We start from the raw sequence: 15,681 nt of genomic DNA, 5'->3' as shown, positions 1-15,681 counted from the left end.
TCCACGCTCAATAAGCGAATTAAGGAATATGGCCACCCTTAAGGGCAGCATGGTCTGTGAATCAGTATAGAGATTTTCCCTCGAAAGGCTTTGCTTTTTGTCATTAATTCGCCCCCTCGAGTGCGTCTGATAGGGCCAGCTTAATCGGTTCAACCGCGAAGGTCAGCCCCTTTTCGCCGTTATCTGCGACGACATAGCGAACGGCACCTTCCGTATCCGCGTAATAGCGTTTGTTTTTCCCGGCGGTAAGCAGTTTTTGCAGCTTTTGCTGGCTTTGCGCTTTCGTGAAGGTGGGGGTAAAGGCGCGCAGAATAGCGCTCATATACTCCAGCGCTTTCGCTTTCGCCGCTTTCTGCTCTGGGCCCTGAATCGGCAGCCAGGTGATCTGCATGCTTTTGATTTTTAACGTTCCGCGCTCAAGGGCAGTGGAAGCATATAGATTCTCGTTAATTTTGCTGGCAGCGCGGGTCAGGGTTGGCGTATCGCGGGCACCGTCAATCGCACGGAACTCTCCCAGCGCAAGCGAGGGGTTTTCTTTATTGAAGGCTTCGCGGAACTGGCTGATAGATTGATCGAAAGAGGGGGCGCCCGCCAGAAGGTAGGGGGCGGTGACCGGGGAAGCCGGTTCCGCGGCGTGCAGAGAAAAACTGGCGCTCAGCATCGCTAAACACAAATAAAGAGAGTGTGCCGAACTTTTCATCAACATTGCCCCTGGCCGTTATTGCCCATGATTAAAACGATATCTGGTCGGCTTGTCAAAAGGTCACAACTCCAGGGTAAAATGCGGGCTAAACAATAATAAGGAACCTTACATGACCATACAGCAGTGGTTGTTTTCATTCAAAGGGCGTATTGGACGCCGTGACTTCTGGATCTGGATGGCAGCGTGGGTTGTCGCCATGCTGCTTCTGTTTTTTGTTGCCTATAACGCCTGGCTGAGCACGCAAACTGCGGCTTTTGCGCTGGTCTGTTTACTGTGGCCAACCGCTGCCGTGGTGGTGAAACGTCTGCACGATCGCGGTCGCTCCGGCGCTTGGGCTTTTCTGATTATTCTGGCGTGGATGCTGGTGGCGGGGAACTGGTCAATGCTGCCCTCCACCCTCCCGTGGGTGGTGGGCAGACTGCTGCCGACGGTTATCTTTGTGATGATGGTTGTCGAACTGGGCGCGTTTATCGGCACCCAGAGCGAGAACAAATACGGAAAAGATACCCTTGAGGTGAAGTACCGCTGATCACCAGTAGTGTTCGGCGGTCATATGGCCCGGTCGGCGGCGAAGGTGTTTCGTCATCTGCCGGGTATCCTTCAGCAGTTGCTGCGTATCGCGCACCATCTGCGGATTACCGCACAGCATCACATGGCTGGTTTCGGTATTCATCGGTAAACCCACCGCCTCTTCCAGCGCGCCGCTTTCAATCAACGCCGGAACGCGACCGGTTAACGAGCCAGCTGCGGTTTCGCGGCTGACCACCGTCTGAATTTTTAACTTCCCGCCATATCGCTGTTCCAGCGCCTGCATCTGCGGCAAATAGCTCAGGTCTGCGGCGTAGCGCGCGGCGTGGACCAGCACGATATTCTTAAAGCGCTCCAGATCTTTGCCGTACTCCAGGATAGAGAGATACGGGCCGATGGCCGTGCCGGTCGCCAGCATCCAGAGCGTGTCACAGTCGGGGATTTCATCCAGCACGAAGAACCCCGCCGCGTCGGAGACAATCTGCACCTCATCGCCCGGTTTCAGCGCGGCGAGGCGCGGGCTGAGCTTACCGTCCGGGACGGTGACCAGATAGAACTCGAGATCCGGGTTATCAGGCGCGTTAACGTAAGAGTAGGCGCGCTGTACGCGTTCACCGTCGATATCCAGCCCGAGCTTGGCAAACTGCCCGGCGGTAAACGGATGAACGGGCGCGTGCAGCGTGAGGCTAAATAGCGCATCGGTCCAGAACTGTACCTTTGTGACTTTACCTGTTACCCAGTCCGCCATGATCTTCTCCTGTGCTGTTTCTCTCTTCTATCTTCCGTACTTGTGGGAAACATTTCCAGCCCATTCGGGCCGGAAAGCTCTATCGATCAAACGGTTTTACAGAATGTGCGTCTGTACGTCCGGGTCTTTGCGGTCGAGATAATGAATGGACTGAATGCGGCGAATGGTGCGGGATTTGCCGCGGATCAGCAAGGTTTCAGTGGTGGCCATGTTTCCCTTGCGGGTGATGCCATCCAGCAGATCGCCTTTGGTGATGCCGGTTGCGGAGAAGACCACGTTATCGCTGCGAGCCATCTCGTTCAGCGCGAGCACTTTATAGGCCTCGATGCCCATCGCCGCACAGCGCGCCAGTTCGTCTTCACCAATGCGAAGGTTCTCGTCGCTGTCGCCTTTGACCTCATGGCGTGGCAGCAGACGCGCCTGCATATCGCCGTCCAGCGCGCGGATCACTGCCGCAGAGACCACACCTTCCGGCGCGCCGCCGATGCCGTAAAGCACGTCGACCTCGCTGTCCGGCATGCAGGTCAGAATAGAGGCGGCAACGTCGCCATCAGGAATGGCAAATACGCGCACGCCGAGTGCTTGCAGATAAGCGATGGTGGCGTCGTGGCGCGGTTTCGCCAGGATGGTCACGGTGAGTTCGTTGAGCGGTTTACCCAGCGCCGCTGCGATATTGCGCAGGTTGGCATCCAGCGGCAGGCTAAGGTCGATAGCGCCTTTAGCACCAGGACCGACAATCAGCTTTTCCATGTACATATCTGGCGCGTTGAGGAAGCAGCCCTTATCGCCCACCGCCAGCACCGCCAGCGCGTTGGCCTGGCCCATCGCCGTCATGCGCGTGCCTTCGATCGGGTCGACCGCGATATCCACCGCATCGCCTTTGCCCGTCCCGACTTTTTCACCGATGTAGAGCATCGGGGCTTCGTCGATTTCGCCTTCGCCAATGACGATAGTGCCATCGATATTGACCTGATTAAGCACAATGCGCATGGCGTGGACGGCTGCGCCGTCTGCGGTATTTTTGTCGCCACGGCCCAGCCACTTGTAGCCTGCGAGGGCGGCAGCTTCGGTGACGCGGGAAAACTCGATAGCAAGTTCACGTTTCATGAGGTACTCGTACAATCAAAAGGAATTGCACGAAGTTTATCACAGAGTGGGGAGGGGGAGGGGTGGTGCGGTCTGAGCCCCTCACCCCGGCCCTCTCCCCAAAGGGGAGAGGGTGTTTTAAGTCCCCTCGCCCCTTTGGGGAGAGGGTTAGGGTGAGGGGTGAGTCTGTCTTACTCGTCGTGCTCTTCCCATGCCAGGGCACGTTTCACCGCTTTCTTCCAGCCGCTGTAGCGGTAGTTGCGCTCGGTGGTTTCGATGCCTGGACGGAATTCGCGTTCGATCACCGCTTTTTCCTGAAGCTCGTCAAGGTTTTGCCAGAAGCCAACCGCCAGACCTGCCAGATACGCCGCGCCCAGCGCCGTCACTTCTCGCACCTCAGGACGTTCAACGCGGGTACCCAGAATGTCGGACTGGAACTGCATCAGGAAGTTGTTGGCTACCGCACCGCCGTCCACGCGCAGGGCGTGCAGACGAATGCCGGAGTCCGCCTGCATCGCTTCCAGCACGTCGCGCGTCTGGTAGGCGATGGATTCCAGGGTCGCACGAATAATGTGGTTTGAGTTCACACCGCGCGTCAGGCCGAAAATCGCGCCGCGGGCGTACGGATCCCAGTACGGTGCGCCCAGACCGGTAAACGCTGGCACCACGTATACGCCGTTGGTGTCTTTCACTTTGGTCGCGAAGTATTCGGAGTCAAACGCATCGCTGATCAGCTTCATCTCGTCGCGCAGCCACTGAATGGAGGCACCCGCCATGAATACCGCCCCTTCCAGGGCATAGTTCACTTCACCGCGTGGGCCGCAGGCGATGGTGGTCAGCAGACCGTTTTCTGATTTCACCGCTTTCTCGCCGGTGTTCATGAGCATAAAGCAGCCGGTGCCGTAAGTGTTCTTCGCCATCCCTTCCTTGACGCACAGCTGGCCGAACAGCGCCGCCTGCTGGTCACCGGCAATACCGGCGATAGGAATACGGGTGCCGCCTTTACCGCCGATGTTGGTCTGGCCGTATACTTCTGAAGATTTGCGCACGTCTGGCAGCATCGCACGCGGAATGTCCAGCGCGTCCAGCATCTTGTCATCCCACTCCAGAGTGTTGATGTTAAACAGCATGGTGCGCGAGGCGTTGGTGTAGTCGGTGACGTGAACGCGTCCCTGAGTCATCTTCCAGATAAGCCAGGTATCGACGGTGCCAAACAGCAGCTCGCCGCGTCGTGCACGTTCGCGTGAACCTTCCACGTGATCGAGGATCCACTTCACTTTGGTGCCGGAGAAATACGGGTCAATGACCAGACCGGTTGTACTGCGCACGTACTCTTCCATTCCGTCGCGCTTCAGTTTTTCGCAGATCTCTGAGGTGCGGCGGCACTGCCAGACAATGGCGTTGTAGATGGGCTTACCGGTTTCGCGCTCCCAGACAACGGTGGTTTCACGCTGGTTGGTGATACCGATAGCGGCAATCTCGTCAGAACTGATGTCGGCTTTCGCCAGCACTTCCACCAGCGTGGAGCTTTGTGACGCCCAGATCTCCATCGGGTCGTGTTCAACCCAGCCTGGACGCGGATAGATTTGCTCAAATTCGCGTTGAGACACGCTGACAATGTTCGCGTCATGATCCATTACGACAGCGCGGGAGCTGGTAGTGCCCTGGTCGAGCGCAACGATATATTTTTTTTCGGTCATGGTATGTGTCCCGTAGTCAGATTACAGCGAAGCTTTTTGTTGTGTGGTGGAAGTCGACTCTTTTTCCTCTTCCACACAGGTGTCGCACGGTAAGTGGCGACCAATTAATTTGCGATAGCCGAATGCGCCCAGCGCCGCCCCTACGATTGGCCCGAACAGCGGAACCAGGAAGTAAGGAATGTCTTTGCCGCCGGTAAAGGCGACATCGCCCCATCCTGCAAAGAAGGCGAAGGTTTTTGGACCCAGGTCACGCGCCGGATTCATCGCAAAGCCGGTCAGCGGACCCATGGATGCGCCAATTACCGCAATCAGAAGGCCAATCAAAAGTGGTGCCAGCGGGCCGCGCGGAATGCCGTTTCCGTCGTCGCCCAGCGCCATAATGACGCCCATCAGAATAGCGGTAATCACCATTTCAACTGCGAACGCCTGCACAAAATTAATATGCGGATTCGGATACGTTGAGAAAATGCCTGCCAGATCCAGACTTTCGACACTGCCACGCACCATATGATGCGTCTGTTCGAAGTCGGTGAAAAGATTGTAATAAAGCCCGTAAACTAACGCCGCTGCGCAAAAGGCGCCGGCAAATTGTGAAATGATGAAAGGGACAACTTTGCGTCCGTCAAAGCACGCGAATAGCCACAACGCGATGGTCACCGCCGGGTTAAGATGTGCGCCGGAAACCCCTGCGGTCAGGTAGATGGCCATCGCCACGCCCAAACCCCAGATAATACTGATTTCCCACTGACCAAAACTGGCACCTGCCACTTTCAGTGCAGCGACACAGCCTACTCCGAAGAATATCAACAACCCGGTACCCAGGAACTCGGCAATGCACTGGCCTTTTAAGGTTGATGTCTGACTCATAATCGGAATCCTGCAAAAGAGTAATGTTTATTGTTTGCGTGACCGCCCGTGACAGCCACGATGCCCTGTAGACATAGTGTTAATTTATCGTTAACGAGCACAAACGAGAAATATCGAAATCAAAATGTGTGGTCTGTGTCAATAAAATGAGCGTTTTCGCGCCATAAAGCGCGTTTTTGCATCAACGGTATAATGTGAGCTGAATCATTTCATTAACTAAAGAGTTAACAATTTAGGGGTATATACCGCGAACGCACCAGGACCAGACCTAAAAGTGTTGCAAACCGCGATCTGCGCGGTGTGTCGCTGGACACAGAGCGCCGCGCTCCATACAATCGACGGTATATGTCGTGCGCGTTTACGTTAAAGCGTCGCCTTGCAATTCAGGAGAGGTAGCATCATGTCTTTAGAAGTGTTTGAGAAACTGGAATCGAAAGTACAGCAGGCGATCGACACCATCACCCTGCTGCAGATGGAAATTGAAGAGCTGAAAGAGAAAAACAACTCCCTGTCCCAGGAAGTTCAGAATGCTCAGCACAGCCGTGAAGAACTGGAGCGCGAAAACAACCAGCTGCGCGAACAGCAGAACGGCTGGCAGGATCGCCTGCAGGCACTGCTGGGACGTATGGAAGAAGTTTAATTCCGGTGGGGTTAACTGATTAGGCCGGGTAAGGCGAAGCCGCCACCCGGCTTTTTTATGGTTTTCGCTAACCGATATCAAACCATAAAAAAGGCCGCCTGAGGCGGCCTTAACGCTACTTGTCCTGCGCTGTCGTAGCAAAAGCAACAAACCCAACAGGTTCATCGCTCTTTACAACGAGTACGCTGGCGACAATGAACGCGATACATAAATAGCGTTTCATTATGCGGTCCCTGCAGCTAACCGCTCCACCGTTCACCACCGGTGATAAGTCGGTGGACACAAGCCCGGTTAAAGGTTGCTTTACGGTTGTGAATACACCTTTCCCTGGACCGGCGCCCATTTGCGAGATGGCGGAAAGGGACACAGCATCATAATGAGCAACAGCTGCGGAGTTAAGGTTTCCACACATAATTAGGAATTCATAAAGGGTCGACAGGGGTTACCTGAGGAATGAATCAGGGTAAGATAAAAATCCTGGTTAAAGGTTGCAATATCACCCAACGGACCGCGAATCCCGAGGGACAAAAAAACCGCCACATTGCTGTTGGCGGTTTTTTTATGCATCTCGCTTACCGATTAACTACTCAATATCCAGCGCATCCTCAGAAAGGATAATGCCGGTATTGTCAGCATAAAGGTGGTCGCCCGAGAAGAAGGTCACGCCGCCGAAATTGACGCGCACGTCGCTTTCGCCGATGCCGTCGCCCGCTGCGCCTACCGGTATGGCCGCGATGGCCTGAATCCCGATATCCATGTCTTCGAGATCGTCCACCTGACGCACGGAACCGTACACCACAATGCCTTCCCACTCGTTCTGGACGGCAATTCCCGCCAGTTCAGCATCAATCAATGCACGGCGCACGGAACCGCCGCCGTCGACCACCAGAACGCGGCCACGGCCGTTCTCTTCGAGCAGATCGTACAGCAACCCGTTGTCCTCGAAACATTTCACCGTGATGATTTGTCCGCCAAACGACGACCGTCCACCAAAGTTGGAGAACAGGGGTTCAACGACGTTGACATCTTCCTGGTAGATGTCACAAAGCTCGGAGGTATCGTATTTCATAGGTTTAACGCTCTGTTGCTGCGAATGTGTTCAGTATATCGTGCGAAATGCCTTGTTGGCAAAATCATCAATTGTTAATTGATATTTGTCAGCTAACTCAGCGTCTGGCTTAAGACAATCCCGATGACGAACAGCAGGTTAGTCAGCAATGCGCCTTTTACCGTGCGCTCCAGCATCGGCGGCATGGCAGCCGGGCTGAGTTCACGCATGACATAGCGGGCCTGCTTAACCAGCAGCGGTGCGGCGAGCACAAACAGCCAGCCCCACAGGCTGTGCAGAGAGATCAGATTGAACAGTGCCAGGCAGACCAGCGCGCCGATGAGCAGGCAGGCGTGATAGCGGCGGGCATTCACCGGGCCCAGACGCACGGCCAGCGTGTTCTTACCGTTCTCACGGTCGCTGTCGATGTCGCGCAGGTTATTGATATTCAGCACCGCCGTCGCCAGCAGACCGCAGGCGGTCGCGGGCAGGAACAGGGCGGGGATCACCGTATGCGCCTGCAAGTACCAGCTTCCCATGACGCTCAGCCAGCCGAAGAACACCAGTACGGAGATGTCGCCCAGACCAATATACCCGTAAGGACGCGTCCCGACGGTATAGGTAATTGCTGCAATAATGGCGAGCAAGCCCAGCACCAGGAAGCCAATGAAATCGCTGGTGGTTTTCGAGGCGACCGTCACCAGCGCCAGGCCGGACAGGCAAATCAACACCACGGTGATAATCAGCGCCCGCTTCATCTGTGCCCGGGTAATTACCCCTTTTTGCATCCCGCGCAGCGGCCCGATACGATCAGGTTTATCGCTGCCTTTTACCGCATCGCCGTAATCATTGGCGAGATTAGAGAGGATTTGCAGTAGCCCGGCGGTGACAAGCGCCAGACCAGCCACCAGGGGATCGAAATGCCCCTGCCACCAGGCAAGTGCGGTACCGACGATAATGGCGGCAAAAGCCAGAGGAAGCGTTTTTGGACGCAGACTTTCGAGCCACGCCTGCGTACGGCTGATATCAGTCATAGTTATTTAGCCAATAAAAATGGGGGCCATAGCCCCCATCAACAGTGATGAAAATGCATTGAACGCGATTATAGAATAAAACGGCTCAGATCTTCATCTGCCACTAACGCATCCAGGTGTTTGCCCACATACTCTGCGTCAATGGTAATGGTTTGACCGTTAAGGTCGCTCGCATCGTAAGAGATATCTTCCACCAGGCGTTCCAGCACGGTGTGCAGACGACGCGCACCGATGTTTTCGGTGGTTTCGTTGACCTGCCATGCGGCCTGAGCGATGCGTTTGATCCCATCGTCGGTGAACTCGATATTCACGCCTTCGGTCGCCATCAACGCTTTGTACTGTACGGTCACAGAAGCGTTTGGCTCAGTCAGGATACGTTCGAAATCTTCAGTGGTCAGCGCCTGCAGCTCAACGCGGATTGGCAGACGACCCTGCAGTTCCGGAATGAGATCGGATGGGCTGGCAACCTGAAACGCACCTGACGCGATAAACAGAATGTGGTCAGTTTTCACCATGCCGTGCTTGGTAGAGACGGTGCAACCTTCCACCAGCGGCAGCAGGTCGCGCTGAACGCCTTCGCGGGAAACATCCGGGCCGGAGCTGTTGCCGCCGCGCTTACAGATTTTGTCGATTTCGTCGATAAACACGATACCGTGCTGCTCAACCGCGTCGATAGCGTCCTGTTTCAGCTCTTCCGGGTTAACCAGCTTCGCGGCTTCTTCTTCAATCAGCAGCTTCATCGCGTCTTTGATTTTCAGCTTACGCGCTTTCTGCTTCTGCCCGCCCAGGTTCTGGAACATGGACTGCAACTGGCTGGTCATCTCTTCCATGCCCGGAGGGGCCATGATTTCAACGCCCATTGGCGCGGCAGCGAGATCGATCTCAATCTCTTTGTCGTCCAGCTCGCCTTCACGCAGTTTTTTGCGGAATGCCTGACGCGCAGCAGAAGGTTCAGGCTGCTGTTCAGCCTGTCCCCAGTTATTTTTTGCCGGTGGGATCAGCACGTCGAGAATACGCTCTTCGGCCATCTCTTCGGCGCGATAGCGGTTTTTCTCAATCGCCTGGACACGCACCATCTTAATCGCTGAATCGGTCAAGTCGCGGATGATGGAGTCCACTTCTTTACCCACATAGCCCACTTCGGTGAACTTGGTGGCTTCAACTTTGATGAACGGCGCGTTAGCCAGTTTGGCCAGACGACGGGCGATTTCGGTTTTACCCACCCCGGTCGGGCCGATCATCAGAATATTTTTTGGCGTCACTTCATGGCGGAGCTCTTCGTCGAGCTGCATGCGACGCCAGCGGTTACGTAGTGCGATAGCCACGGAGCGCTTGGCGTTGTCCTGGCCGATAATGTGTTTGTTCAGTTCGCTGACAATTTCGCGTGGGGTCATTTCAGACATGGGCGATCCTTACGCTTTGGAGGTCAATTCTTCGATGGTGTGATTGTGGTTGGTATAGATGCAGATATCACCTGCAATATCCAACGCTTTCACCGCGATATCGCGCGCGTTCATGTCGGTATTTTCCAACAGCGCACGGGCTGCGGCCTGGGCGTACGGGCCGCCAGAGCCGATGGCAATCAGGTCGTTTTCAGGCTGAACCACGTCGCCGTTACCGGTGATGATCAGCGAGGCGTTTTCGTCAGCCACGGCCAGCAGCGCTTCGAGCTTGCGTAGCATGCGGTCGGTACGCCAGTCTTTTGCCAGCTCAACGGCGGCTTTCACCAGATGTCCCTGATGCATTTCCAGTTTGCGTTCAAACAGTTCAAACAGCGTGAAGGCATCAGCCGTGCCGCCTGCGAAACCGGCGATCACTTTGTCGTTATAAAGACGACGTACTTTCTTCACGTTGCCTTTCATGACGGTATTACCCAGCGTGGCCTGGCCATCACCGGCAATTACCACCTGGCCGTTACGGCGTACACTTACTATTGTTGTCACGAGCAGACCCCCTGGTTACAGATTCGGGAAACAGAAGCCCTGAGCCTGTGCTCAGGGCTGAATTAAATGATAGATGGGGGGGATTTTGGGGGTTTCAACCCCCGGAGGCGAGTCGAATGCAGTTTGTGTGGCCCGCCACTTTCAAACGGGAAATGGTGCCGTCTGCGTTTTCTTTGCCTTTGACCGGTCCAATCACCACGCGATTCCAGCCGTTATTGGTGGTAATGCGTGAGTCAAATCCTTCAAATGCCAGCTGAGCACGCACCGTTTCTGCCTGCTCAGCGCCTTTAAACGAACCGCACTGAACCATCCAGCGGCGTTCATCTTTTTTCTCAGCCGTCTGCTTTGGTGCCTCGGTCTCTTTAGTGACCGGCGCAGCCTGCTGCGTTTTTGGCTGTTGCGCAGTGGTATGTGCAGGCGTCTGCAACAGATCCTGATACGGCTGTGCTGTTTGCTTCTGCGGCTGGGCTTTCGGCTGCTGCTGAACAGGCTGCGTTTGTACGGTACGCGTCTGCTGCTGCGGTTGTGTACGCGGCTGTTGTACCGGCTGCGTCTGCGTCCACTGCTGCTGTTGCGTTTGCTGCTGTGCCTGACGCTGGCGCTGCAACGTTTGCTGACGCTGCGCCGGGGTTTGTTCGTTCCACGGTACTTCGTTCAACTGCGTAGGCTGCTGGCGCATGTCCGCCTGCATCTGAGCGAGCAACTGGCGCTGTTCGTCCGTCAGCTGATCGGCATTCTTCACTTCACCCCCGGCAGAAGGCTCGGTAGGCGCACGTACGCCAGGCTGGCGGCTTTCCAGCTCTTTAATGTAGCGCCAGCGCTCTTCAGGCTTCGGAGGAAGGCCGTTGCCGACGACCTTGTTACCCTGAAGGGCTTCAGACTCTTCTTTTTTATGATGCGTAATGAAGTAGAGGCCGCCAATAAAGGCCACCAGCACAGCCGCAGCAATGGCGACCATGGCTGGGGAGACAGCAGACAGGCTACGTTGCTTGCTTTTTGAACTACTCTTTTTGCGTCGCGAAGGTGCCGGCTGGCCGCGACGTACATAATCTCGTTGTGCCACTATCGTTTCGCTGTATTTATTCGTTCGTCAGCCCGCCATGTTACTTAAGCGACGGGGCTTTGACCAGATAAGGGTGTCGAAAGGTATTTACTTTAAGTTAATGCCTGGGTAGAGCCGCGCACAATCAGCTCACAATCCAGTAGTCGTGACCCACTGCTAACTGTTTGACCGTGCAACTGATCCAGCAAAAGCAGCATCGCTTCCCGGCCAATGTCATACCGCGGCTGCGAAACAGTCGAAAGCGGCGGATCGCAAAACTCCGAAAGCGAAATATTATCAAAACCGATTATCGACAGGTCCTTTGGCACGCGCAGGCCGTGACGTTTGGCGTAGGATAACGCCCCCAGCGCCATCACGTCGCTGTGGCAGAAGACCGCGGTAGGCGGTTCTGGCAAGGCAAGCAATTTTTCCAGCGCCTGCCCGCCCGCTTCAAAGGTGAAATCACCGCGCGCAATGTAGTGCGGATCGACAACAGCCCCGGTACGGCGAAGCGCCTGAACGTAGCCCTGCAACCGGTAATGACACAGCGGCATCTCTTCTGGTCCGGCAATACAACCGATACGCTTATGCCCCAGCTCCTGAAGATAGTTCACGGCGTTGAACGCAGCGGTGAGGTTATCGATATGAACGGTCGGCAGCTCCAGCTCCGGCGCGAATTCGTTCGCCATGACCATTGGCGGTAAATTGCGCTGTTCTTCAATGCTGGCATCAAACGGCAGGCGTGAGCCAAGCAGCAGCATGCCATCAATCTGCTTGGTGATGATCAGGTCGATGAATGTTTTTTCCTGCTGGTTCTGGTGGGCACAATCACCAATCAGCACCAGATAGCCCTGGGCGGCGGCCGTGACCTCAATGCCGCGGATGATTTCGCTGAAGAAGGGATCGCAGATGTCCGGCACGATCACCAGGATGGTGCGGGATTCGTTGCGTTTAACGTTGCGCCCCATGGCTTGCGGGAAATAACCGACCTCAAGCGCCGCCTTTTCAACCCGGTTTCGGGTCGCCTGGGAGACTTTGTCAGGGTTCATCAATGCGCGGGACACGGTTGCTGTTGAGACTTGTGCTTTCTCGGCAACGTCTTTCATGGTCGCCGAGGCAACCTCTTTCCTGGACTTCAACGTCTTCTCCTCGCCTGAACACCGAACTGCGGACCGCACCATTTTTACAGATAGTTAATGGAATCGGTTACAGAATTTTCATAAAAAGTGTGAGGCGCATTAAATTTTTCGATCCGTCTTCAGCCTTCAATCGGATCGACGTCCAGAACCCACTTCACTTTTCGCGCTTCCGGCAGGGTATTAATCAGCGCCAGCGTGCCGCTGACGATCTGCTGTAAACGGATACGCGAAGGGTGCTGAAGTAAGAGTTGCCAGCGGAAACGGCCGCCGCGTTTCGGGGCGAGCGCGGGTACCGGGCCTAAAATCCACAGCTGATTATCCACCAGTGGGCTGGCCTGCAGGAGATTTCTCAGCTGTTGCAGGAATAGCGGCGCCTGCTGGTTGTTATGATCTTCCGCACGGATGATGACGTGGCTGGTCCACGGAGGAAGCTGCATCGTCTGACGTTCGGCCAGCGCCTGGTCCGCGAAGGCGTCATAGCCTTTGTGCAGCAGCGTTTGCAGCAGCGGGTGCTCAGGATGGTGCGTTTGCAGCACTACTTCGCCCTGCTTACCCGCTCGACCGGCGCGACCAGCAACCTGGGTATAAAGCTGTGCGAAACGCTCGGCGGAGCGAAAATCCGCGGAGAACAGCGCGCCGTCGACGTCCAGCAGGGCGACCAGCGTCACGTCCGGGAAGTGATGCCCTTTCGCCAGCATTTGAGTGCCAATCAGTATGCGCGCGCCGCCGCGATGCACTTCCGCCAGCTGCTGCTCCAGTGCCCCTTTGCGGCTGGTGGTGTCCCTGTCGATACGCGAAATGGGCACATCAGGGAAGAACGGCGCCAGCGCCTGTTCGAGCTGCTCCGTCCCCAGACCCACCGGCACGATGTGCGTTGAGCCGCAGGACGGGCACTGACGGGGTACCGGACGCTGGCTGTCGCAGTGGTGGCAGCGTAAATGGCGCTGAGCCTGGTGGAAGGTGTAGTAGTGATCGCAGCGCGGGCACTCGGCAATCCAGCCGCAGTCGTGGCACAGCAACGCAGGCGCGAAGCCGCGGCGGTTCAGGAACAGGATCACCTGGTTGCCCGCCTGCAAATGTTGGCGCATGCGGTTAATCAGCGCAGGCGCTAACCCGGCCTGCACCTGCTGGCCTTTCAGATCCAGCACATGCTGAATGGCCGGACGGGCATTCCCCGCGCGGCGCGTCAGGCGCAGCATGTGGTATTTACGCTGGCGAACGTTGTGCAGCGTTTCAAGCGCGGGGGTGGCGGACCCCAGAATAATGGGGATTTGCTCGCTGTGGGCGCGGTACACGGCTAAGTCGCGGGCGTGATAGCGCCAGCCTTCCTGCTGTTTATAGGAGCTGTCATGCTCTTCATCGATCACGATAACGCCGAGATTTTTAAACGGCGTAAAGAGTGAGGAACGGGTGCCAATCACAATCGCCGCTTCGCCGTTTTTCGCTTTCAGCCAGGCGCTGAGGCGCTCGCTGTCGTTCAGGCCGGAGTGCAGAACCTCAACGGGCGCATTAAAGCGTTCACGGAAACGGGCGATGGTTTGCGGCGTCAGGCCGATTTCCGGCACCATTACCAGCGCCTGTTTGCCCTGCGCGAGCACATTTTCCAGTACGCTCAGATACACTTCGGTTTTACCGGAGCCGGTGACGCCCGCCAGCAGCCAGGCGGAGAAACGATCGGCGGCGCTGTGAATCGCGCCCACGGCGGTGGCCTGCTCGGTATTCAGACGCAGGCGATCGCCCGAGACGGAAAAGCCGTCGCGCCAGTCGTGAAGGGCAGGTGCTTCGCTGGCCAGCTCGCTCAGCCCTTTCTTCCTTAATGCCTGCAACGCGGTTTCGCTCACCTCGAGCTCGTCGACCTGATGGCGCCAGATTTTCCCCTGGCGTAGCGCGGCCAACGCCTGCTGTTGTTTTTGCGAGCGCTTCAGGCTGTTAATGTCGACCGCCTGACCCTGCTCGGTGGCAAACCAGTACCACATTGGCGCATGGCTGGCGCGCTTACCCTGACGCAGCATAATCGGCAGGGCGTGGAACAATACGTCGCCAATAGGATGGTGATAATAATCTGCCGCCCACAACAGCAGTCGCCAGGTGCTGTGAGAGTAAACAGGTTCATCGTCCAGCACTTCAACGATCGATTTCAGCTCGGTAAGCGGCAGCTCGCTTTTATCGCTGACGGAGACGACGATCCCCACGCGCTGCTGTTTACCGAACGGCACGGTCACGCGACAGCCCGCTTTGGCGCTCATGCTGTCGGGCAGCAGGTAGTCAAAGGTGCGGGGAAGCGGAACGGGCAGGGCAACGTGAGCGACGGGCATCGAATCTTCCTGACTTGAAAAGTGGCGCGTTAGTATACACATTAGTGAAAGCGGCGTGCGGATCAGTTTGCATACGTTGGTTAAATTCTGTATGATTCGCCGCCTTTGGTGTACTTTACGCCAAAGAACTTACATTCAACATCGCGTGGTGTCTGGCGTTAGGGCTGGAAGAGCGACGCGGCCTTAACTGAGGTTCTCCCATGAAAAAAGATATTCACCCGAAATACGAAATGATTACTGCAAACTGCTCTTGCGGTAACTCTATCCAGATCCGCTCTACCGTGGGTCACGATCTGAACCTGGACGTGTGCGGCAAATGCCACCCGTTCTACACTGGTAAGCAGCGTGATGTTGCAACCGGTGGCCGTGTTGACCGCTTCAACAAGCGTTTCAGCATCCCGGGCGCTAAATAAGTTTCCCGAAAAAAAGGCACCGCAAGGTGCCTTTTTTGTATCCGCTTATCAGTATTCCCACGTATCCGGGTCGATACCCAGTTCACGCATGATCACCTTCGCCTCTTCTGGAATTTCGTCACTGCGCTCTTTGCGCAGATCGTCATCGTTCGGCAACGGTTGGCCGGTAAACGCATGCAGGAACGCTTCGCACAGCAGTTCGCTGTTAGTGGCGTGACGCAGGTTGTTCACCTGACGACGCGTACGTTCATCGGTGAGGATCTTCAACACCTTCAGAGGAATGGACACCGTGATTTTCTTGACTTGCTCACTCTTCTTACCGTGCTCAGCGTATGGGCTGATATATTCGCCGCTCCATTCAGCCATGAGATACCTTTAATCCTCTCAGTCATTAATCTAAAGGTGCAAAACCGGTAACCATCAGTTTTGAACCGTAATCTTGCGTAGTTTACCGTAGAGACGATACCGAGGCACG

Annotated in this window: 16 protein-coding genes; 3 read left to right on the top strand and 13 right to left on the bottom strand. The window is 55.9% G+C overall.

From position 1 onward, the window contains the following. Positions 1-103 precede the first annotated feature (103 nt). On the bottom strand, positions 104-700 hold the full coding sequence (locus ACQG03_RS21220) for a DUF1454 family protein (RefSeq protein ID WP_022649805.1): 597 nt from the start codon (positions 698-700) through the stop codon (positions 104-106). 112 nt (positions 701-812) lie between these two features. Between ACQG03_RS21220 and ACQG03_RS21215 the strand changes: the two genes are divergently transcribed. Beyond that, entirely contained in the window at positions 813-1,232 is a 420-nt protein-coding gene (locus ACQG03_RS21215; RefSeq protein WP_063163762.1) for a DUF805 domain-containing protein, read from the top strand. Here ACQG03_RS21215 and fpr read toward each other — a convergent pair whose 3' ends face one another. The 4 genes from fpr to ACQG03_RS21195 all read right to left on the bottom strand — a co-directional run bounded on the left by fpr (position 1,233) and on the right by ACQG03_RS21195 (position 5,632). Next, positions 1,233-1,979, bottom strand: coding sequence for a ferredoxin--NADP(+) reductase (gene fpr, locus ACQG03_RS21210; RefSeq protein ID WP_022649803.1), 747 nt, complete (start codon positions 1,977-1,979; stop codon positions 1,233-1,235). Positions 1,980-2,075: 96 nt separating this feature from the next. After that, positions 2,076-3,086 (bottom strand): class II fructose-bisphosphatase, encoded by a 1,011-nt coding sequence (gene glpX, locus ACQG03_RS21205; RefSeq protein WP_063163761.1) that lies wholly within the window; start codon positions 3,084-3,086, stop codon positions 2,076-2,078. Positions 3,087-3,256: 170 nt separating this feature from the next. Continuing rightward, positions 3,257-4,765 (bottom strand): glycerol kinase GlpK, encoded by a 1,509-nt coding sequence (glpK, locus tag ACQG03_RS21200; protein WP_022649801.1) that lies wholly within the window; start codon positions 4,763-4,765, stop codon positions 3,257-3,259. A gap of 21 nt (positions 4,766-4,786) precedes the next feature. Beyond that, entirely contained in the window at positions 4,787-5,632 is an 846-nt protein-coding gene (locus ACQG03_RS21195; RefSeq protein ID WP_022649800.1) for an MIP/aquaporin family protein, read from the bottom strand. A gap of 400 nt (positions 5,633-6,032) precedes the next feature. Here ACQG03_RS21195 and zapB point away from each other — a divergent pair, with 400 nt between their 5' ends. Then, the gene (gene zapB, locus ACQG03_RS21190) at positions 6,033-6,272 is read left to right on the top strand and encodes a septal ring assembly protein ZapB (RefSeq protein WP_022649799.1); all 240 of its coding nucleotides are present in this window, start codon (positions 6,033-6,035) and stop codon (positions 6,270-6,272) included. A gap of 583 nt (positions 6,273-6,855) precedes the next feature. On the opposite strand, the gene rraA is transcribed toward zapB, so the two are convergent. The 7 genes from rraA to priA all read right to left on the bottom strand — a co-directional run bounded on the left by rraA (position 6,856) and on the right by priA (position 14,793). After that, positions 6,856-7,341 (bottom strand): ribonuclease E activity regulator RraA, encoded by a 486-nt coding sequence (rraA, locus tag ACQG03_RS21185; RefSeq protein WP_022649798.1) that lies wholly within the window; start codon positions 7,339-7,341, stop codon positions 6,856-6,858. Positions 7,342-7,433: 92 nt separating this feature from the next. Continuing rightward, the gene (gene menA, locus ACQG03_RS21180; RefSeq protein ID WP_139153959.1) at positions 7,434-8,360 is read right to left on the bottom strand and encodes a 1,4-dihydroxy-2-naphthoate polyprenyltransferase; all 927 of its coding nucleotides are present in this window, start codon (positions 8,358-8,360) and stop codon (positions 7,434-7,436) included. A gap of 62 nt (positions 8,361-8,422) precedes the next feature. Next, positions 8,423-9,757, bottom strand: a complete 1,335-nt coding sequence (hslU, locus tag ACQG03_RS21175; protein ID WP_022649796.1) for an HslU--HslV peptidase ATPase subunit — start codon at positions 9,755-9,757, stop codon at positions 8,423-8,425. Between the two features lie 9 nt (positions 9,758-9,766). Beyond that, complete coding sequence (gene hslV, locus ACQG03_RS21170) at positions 9,767-10,297, bottom strand: ATP-dependent protease subunit HslV (protein ID WP_022649795.1); 531 nt, start codon at positions 10,295-10,297, stop codon at positions 9,767-9,769. A 94-nt stretch (positions 10,298-10,391) separates the two neighbouring features. Then, positions 10,392-11,360, bottom strand: a complete 969-nt coding sequence (gene ftsN / locus ACQG03_RS21165; RefSeq protein ID WP_017383099.1) for a cell division protein FtsN — start codon at positions 11,358-11,360, stop codon at positions 10,392-10,394. A 92-nt stretch (positions 11,361-11,452) separates the two neighbouring features. After that, positions 11,453-12,478, bottom strand: a complete 1,026-nt coding sequence (gene cytR, locus ACQG03_RS21160; RefSeq protein ID WP_022649794.1) for a DNA-binding transcriptional regulator CytR — start codon at positions 12,476-12,478, stop codon at positions 11,453-11,455. 119 nt (positions 12,479-12,597) lie between these two features. Beyond that, positions 12,598-14,793 (bottom strand): primosomal protein N', encoded by a 2,196-nt coding sequence (gene priA / locus ACQG03_RS21155; protein WP_023298897.1) that lies wholly within the window; start codon positions 14,791-14,793, stop codon positions 12,598-12,600. A 200-nt stretch (positions 14,794-14,993) separates the two neighbouring features. Between priA and rpmE the strand changes: the two genes are divergently transcribed. Beyond that, positions 14,994-15,206: a 50S ribosomal protein L31 gene (gene rpmE / locus ACQG03_RS21150; protein WP_003862040.1), complete on the top strand. Its 213-nt coding sequence runs from the start codon at positions 14,994-14,996 to the stop codon at positions 15,204-15,206. A gap of 48 nt (positions 15,207-15,254) precedes the next feature. Here the strand turns inward: rpmE and metJ are convergent, their stop codons facing one another. Then, the gene (metJ, locus tag ACQG03_RS21145) at positions 15,255-15,572 is read right to left on the bottom strand and encodes a met regulon transcriptional regulator MetJ (RefSeq protein WP_006179183.1); all 318 of its coding nucleotides are present in this window, start codon (positions 15,570-15,572) and stop codon (positions 15,255-15,257) included. Positions 15,573-15,681: the final 109 nt, after the last annotated feature.

It is taken from the genome of Enterobacter cloacae complex sp. 342H5 (assembly GCF_050030905.1).
GTDB classification, from domain to species: Bacteria; Pseudomonadota; Gammaproteobacteria; order Enterobacterales; family Enterobacteriaceae; genus Enterobacter; species Enterobacter intestinihominis.
This window is presented reverse-complemented; position numbering and strand designations above follow the sequence as displayed.

Bases quoted from the DNA above. Each gene is read 5' to 3' on its own strand.
- hslU (WP_022649796.1), bottom strand. From the start codon at position 9,757: ATGTCTGAAATGACCCCACGCGAAATTGTCAGCGAACTGAACAAACAC.
- priA (WP_023298897.1), bottom strand. From the start codon at position 14,793: ATGCCCGTCGCTCACGTTGCCCTGCCCGTTCCGCTTCCCCGCACCTTT.
- rraA (WP_022649798.1), bottom strand. From the start codon at position 7,341: ATGAAATACGATACCTCCGAGCTTTGTGACATCTACCAGGAAGATGTC.
- fpr (WP_022649803.1), bottom strand. From the start codon at position 1,979: ATGGCGGACTGGGTAACAGGTAAAGTCACAAAGGTACAGTTCTGGACC.
- ACQG03_RS21215 (WP_063163762.1), top strand. From the start codon at position 813: ATGACCATACAGCAGTGGTTGTTTTCATTCAAAGGGCGTATTGGACGC.
- ACQG03_RS21220 (WP_022649805.1), bottom strand. From the start codon at position 700: ATGAAAAGTTCGGCACACTCTCTTTATTTGTGTTTAGCGATGCTGAGC.
- ACQG03_RS21195 (WP_022649800.1), bottom strand. From the start codon at position 5,632: ATGAGTCAGACATCAACCTTAAAAGGCCAGTGCATTGCCGAGTTCCTG.
- zapB (WP_022649799.1), top strand. From the start codon at position 6,033: ATGTCTTTAGAAGTGTTTGAGAAACTGGAATCGAAAGTACAGCAGGCG.
- rpmE (WP_003862040.1), top strand. From the start codon at position 14,994: ATGAAAAAAGATATTCACCCGAAATACGAAATGATTACTGCAAACTGC.
- glpK (WP_022649801.1), bottom strand. From the start codon at position 4,765: ATGACCGAAAAAAAATATATCGTTGCGCTCGACCAGGGCACTACCAGC.
- metJ (WP_006179183.1), bottom strand. From the start codon at position 15,572: ATGGCTGAATGGAGCGGCGAATATATCAGCCCATACGCTGAGCACGGT.
- glpX (WP_063163761.1), bottom strand. From the start codon at position 3,086: ATGAAACGTGAACTTGCTATCGAGTTTTCCCGCGTCACCGAAGCTGCC.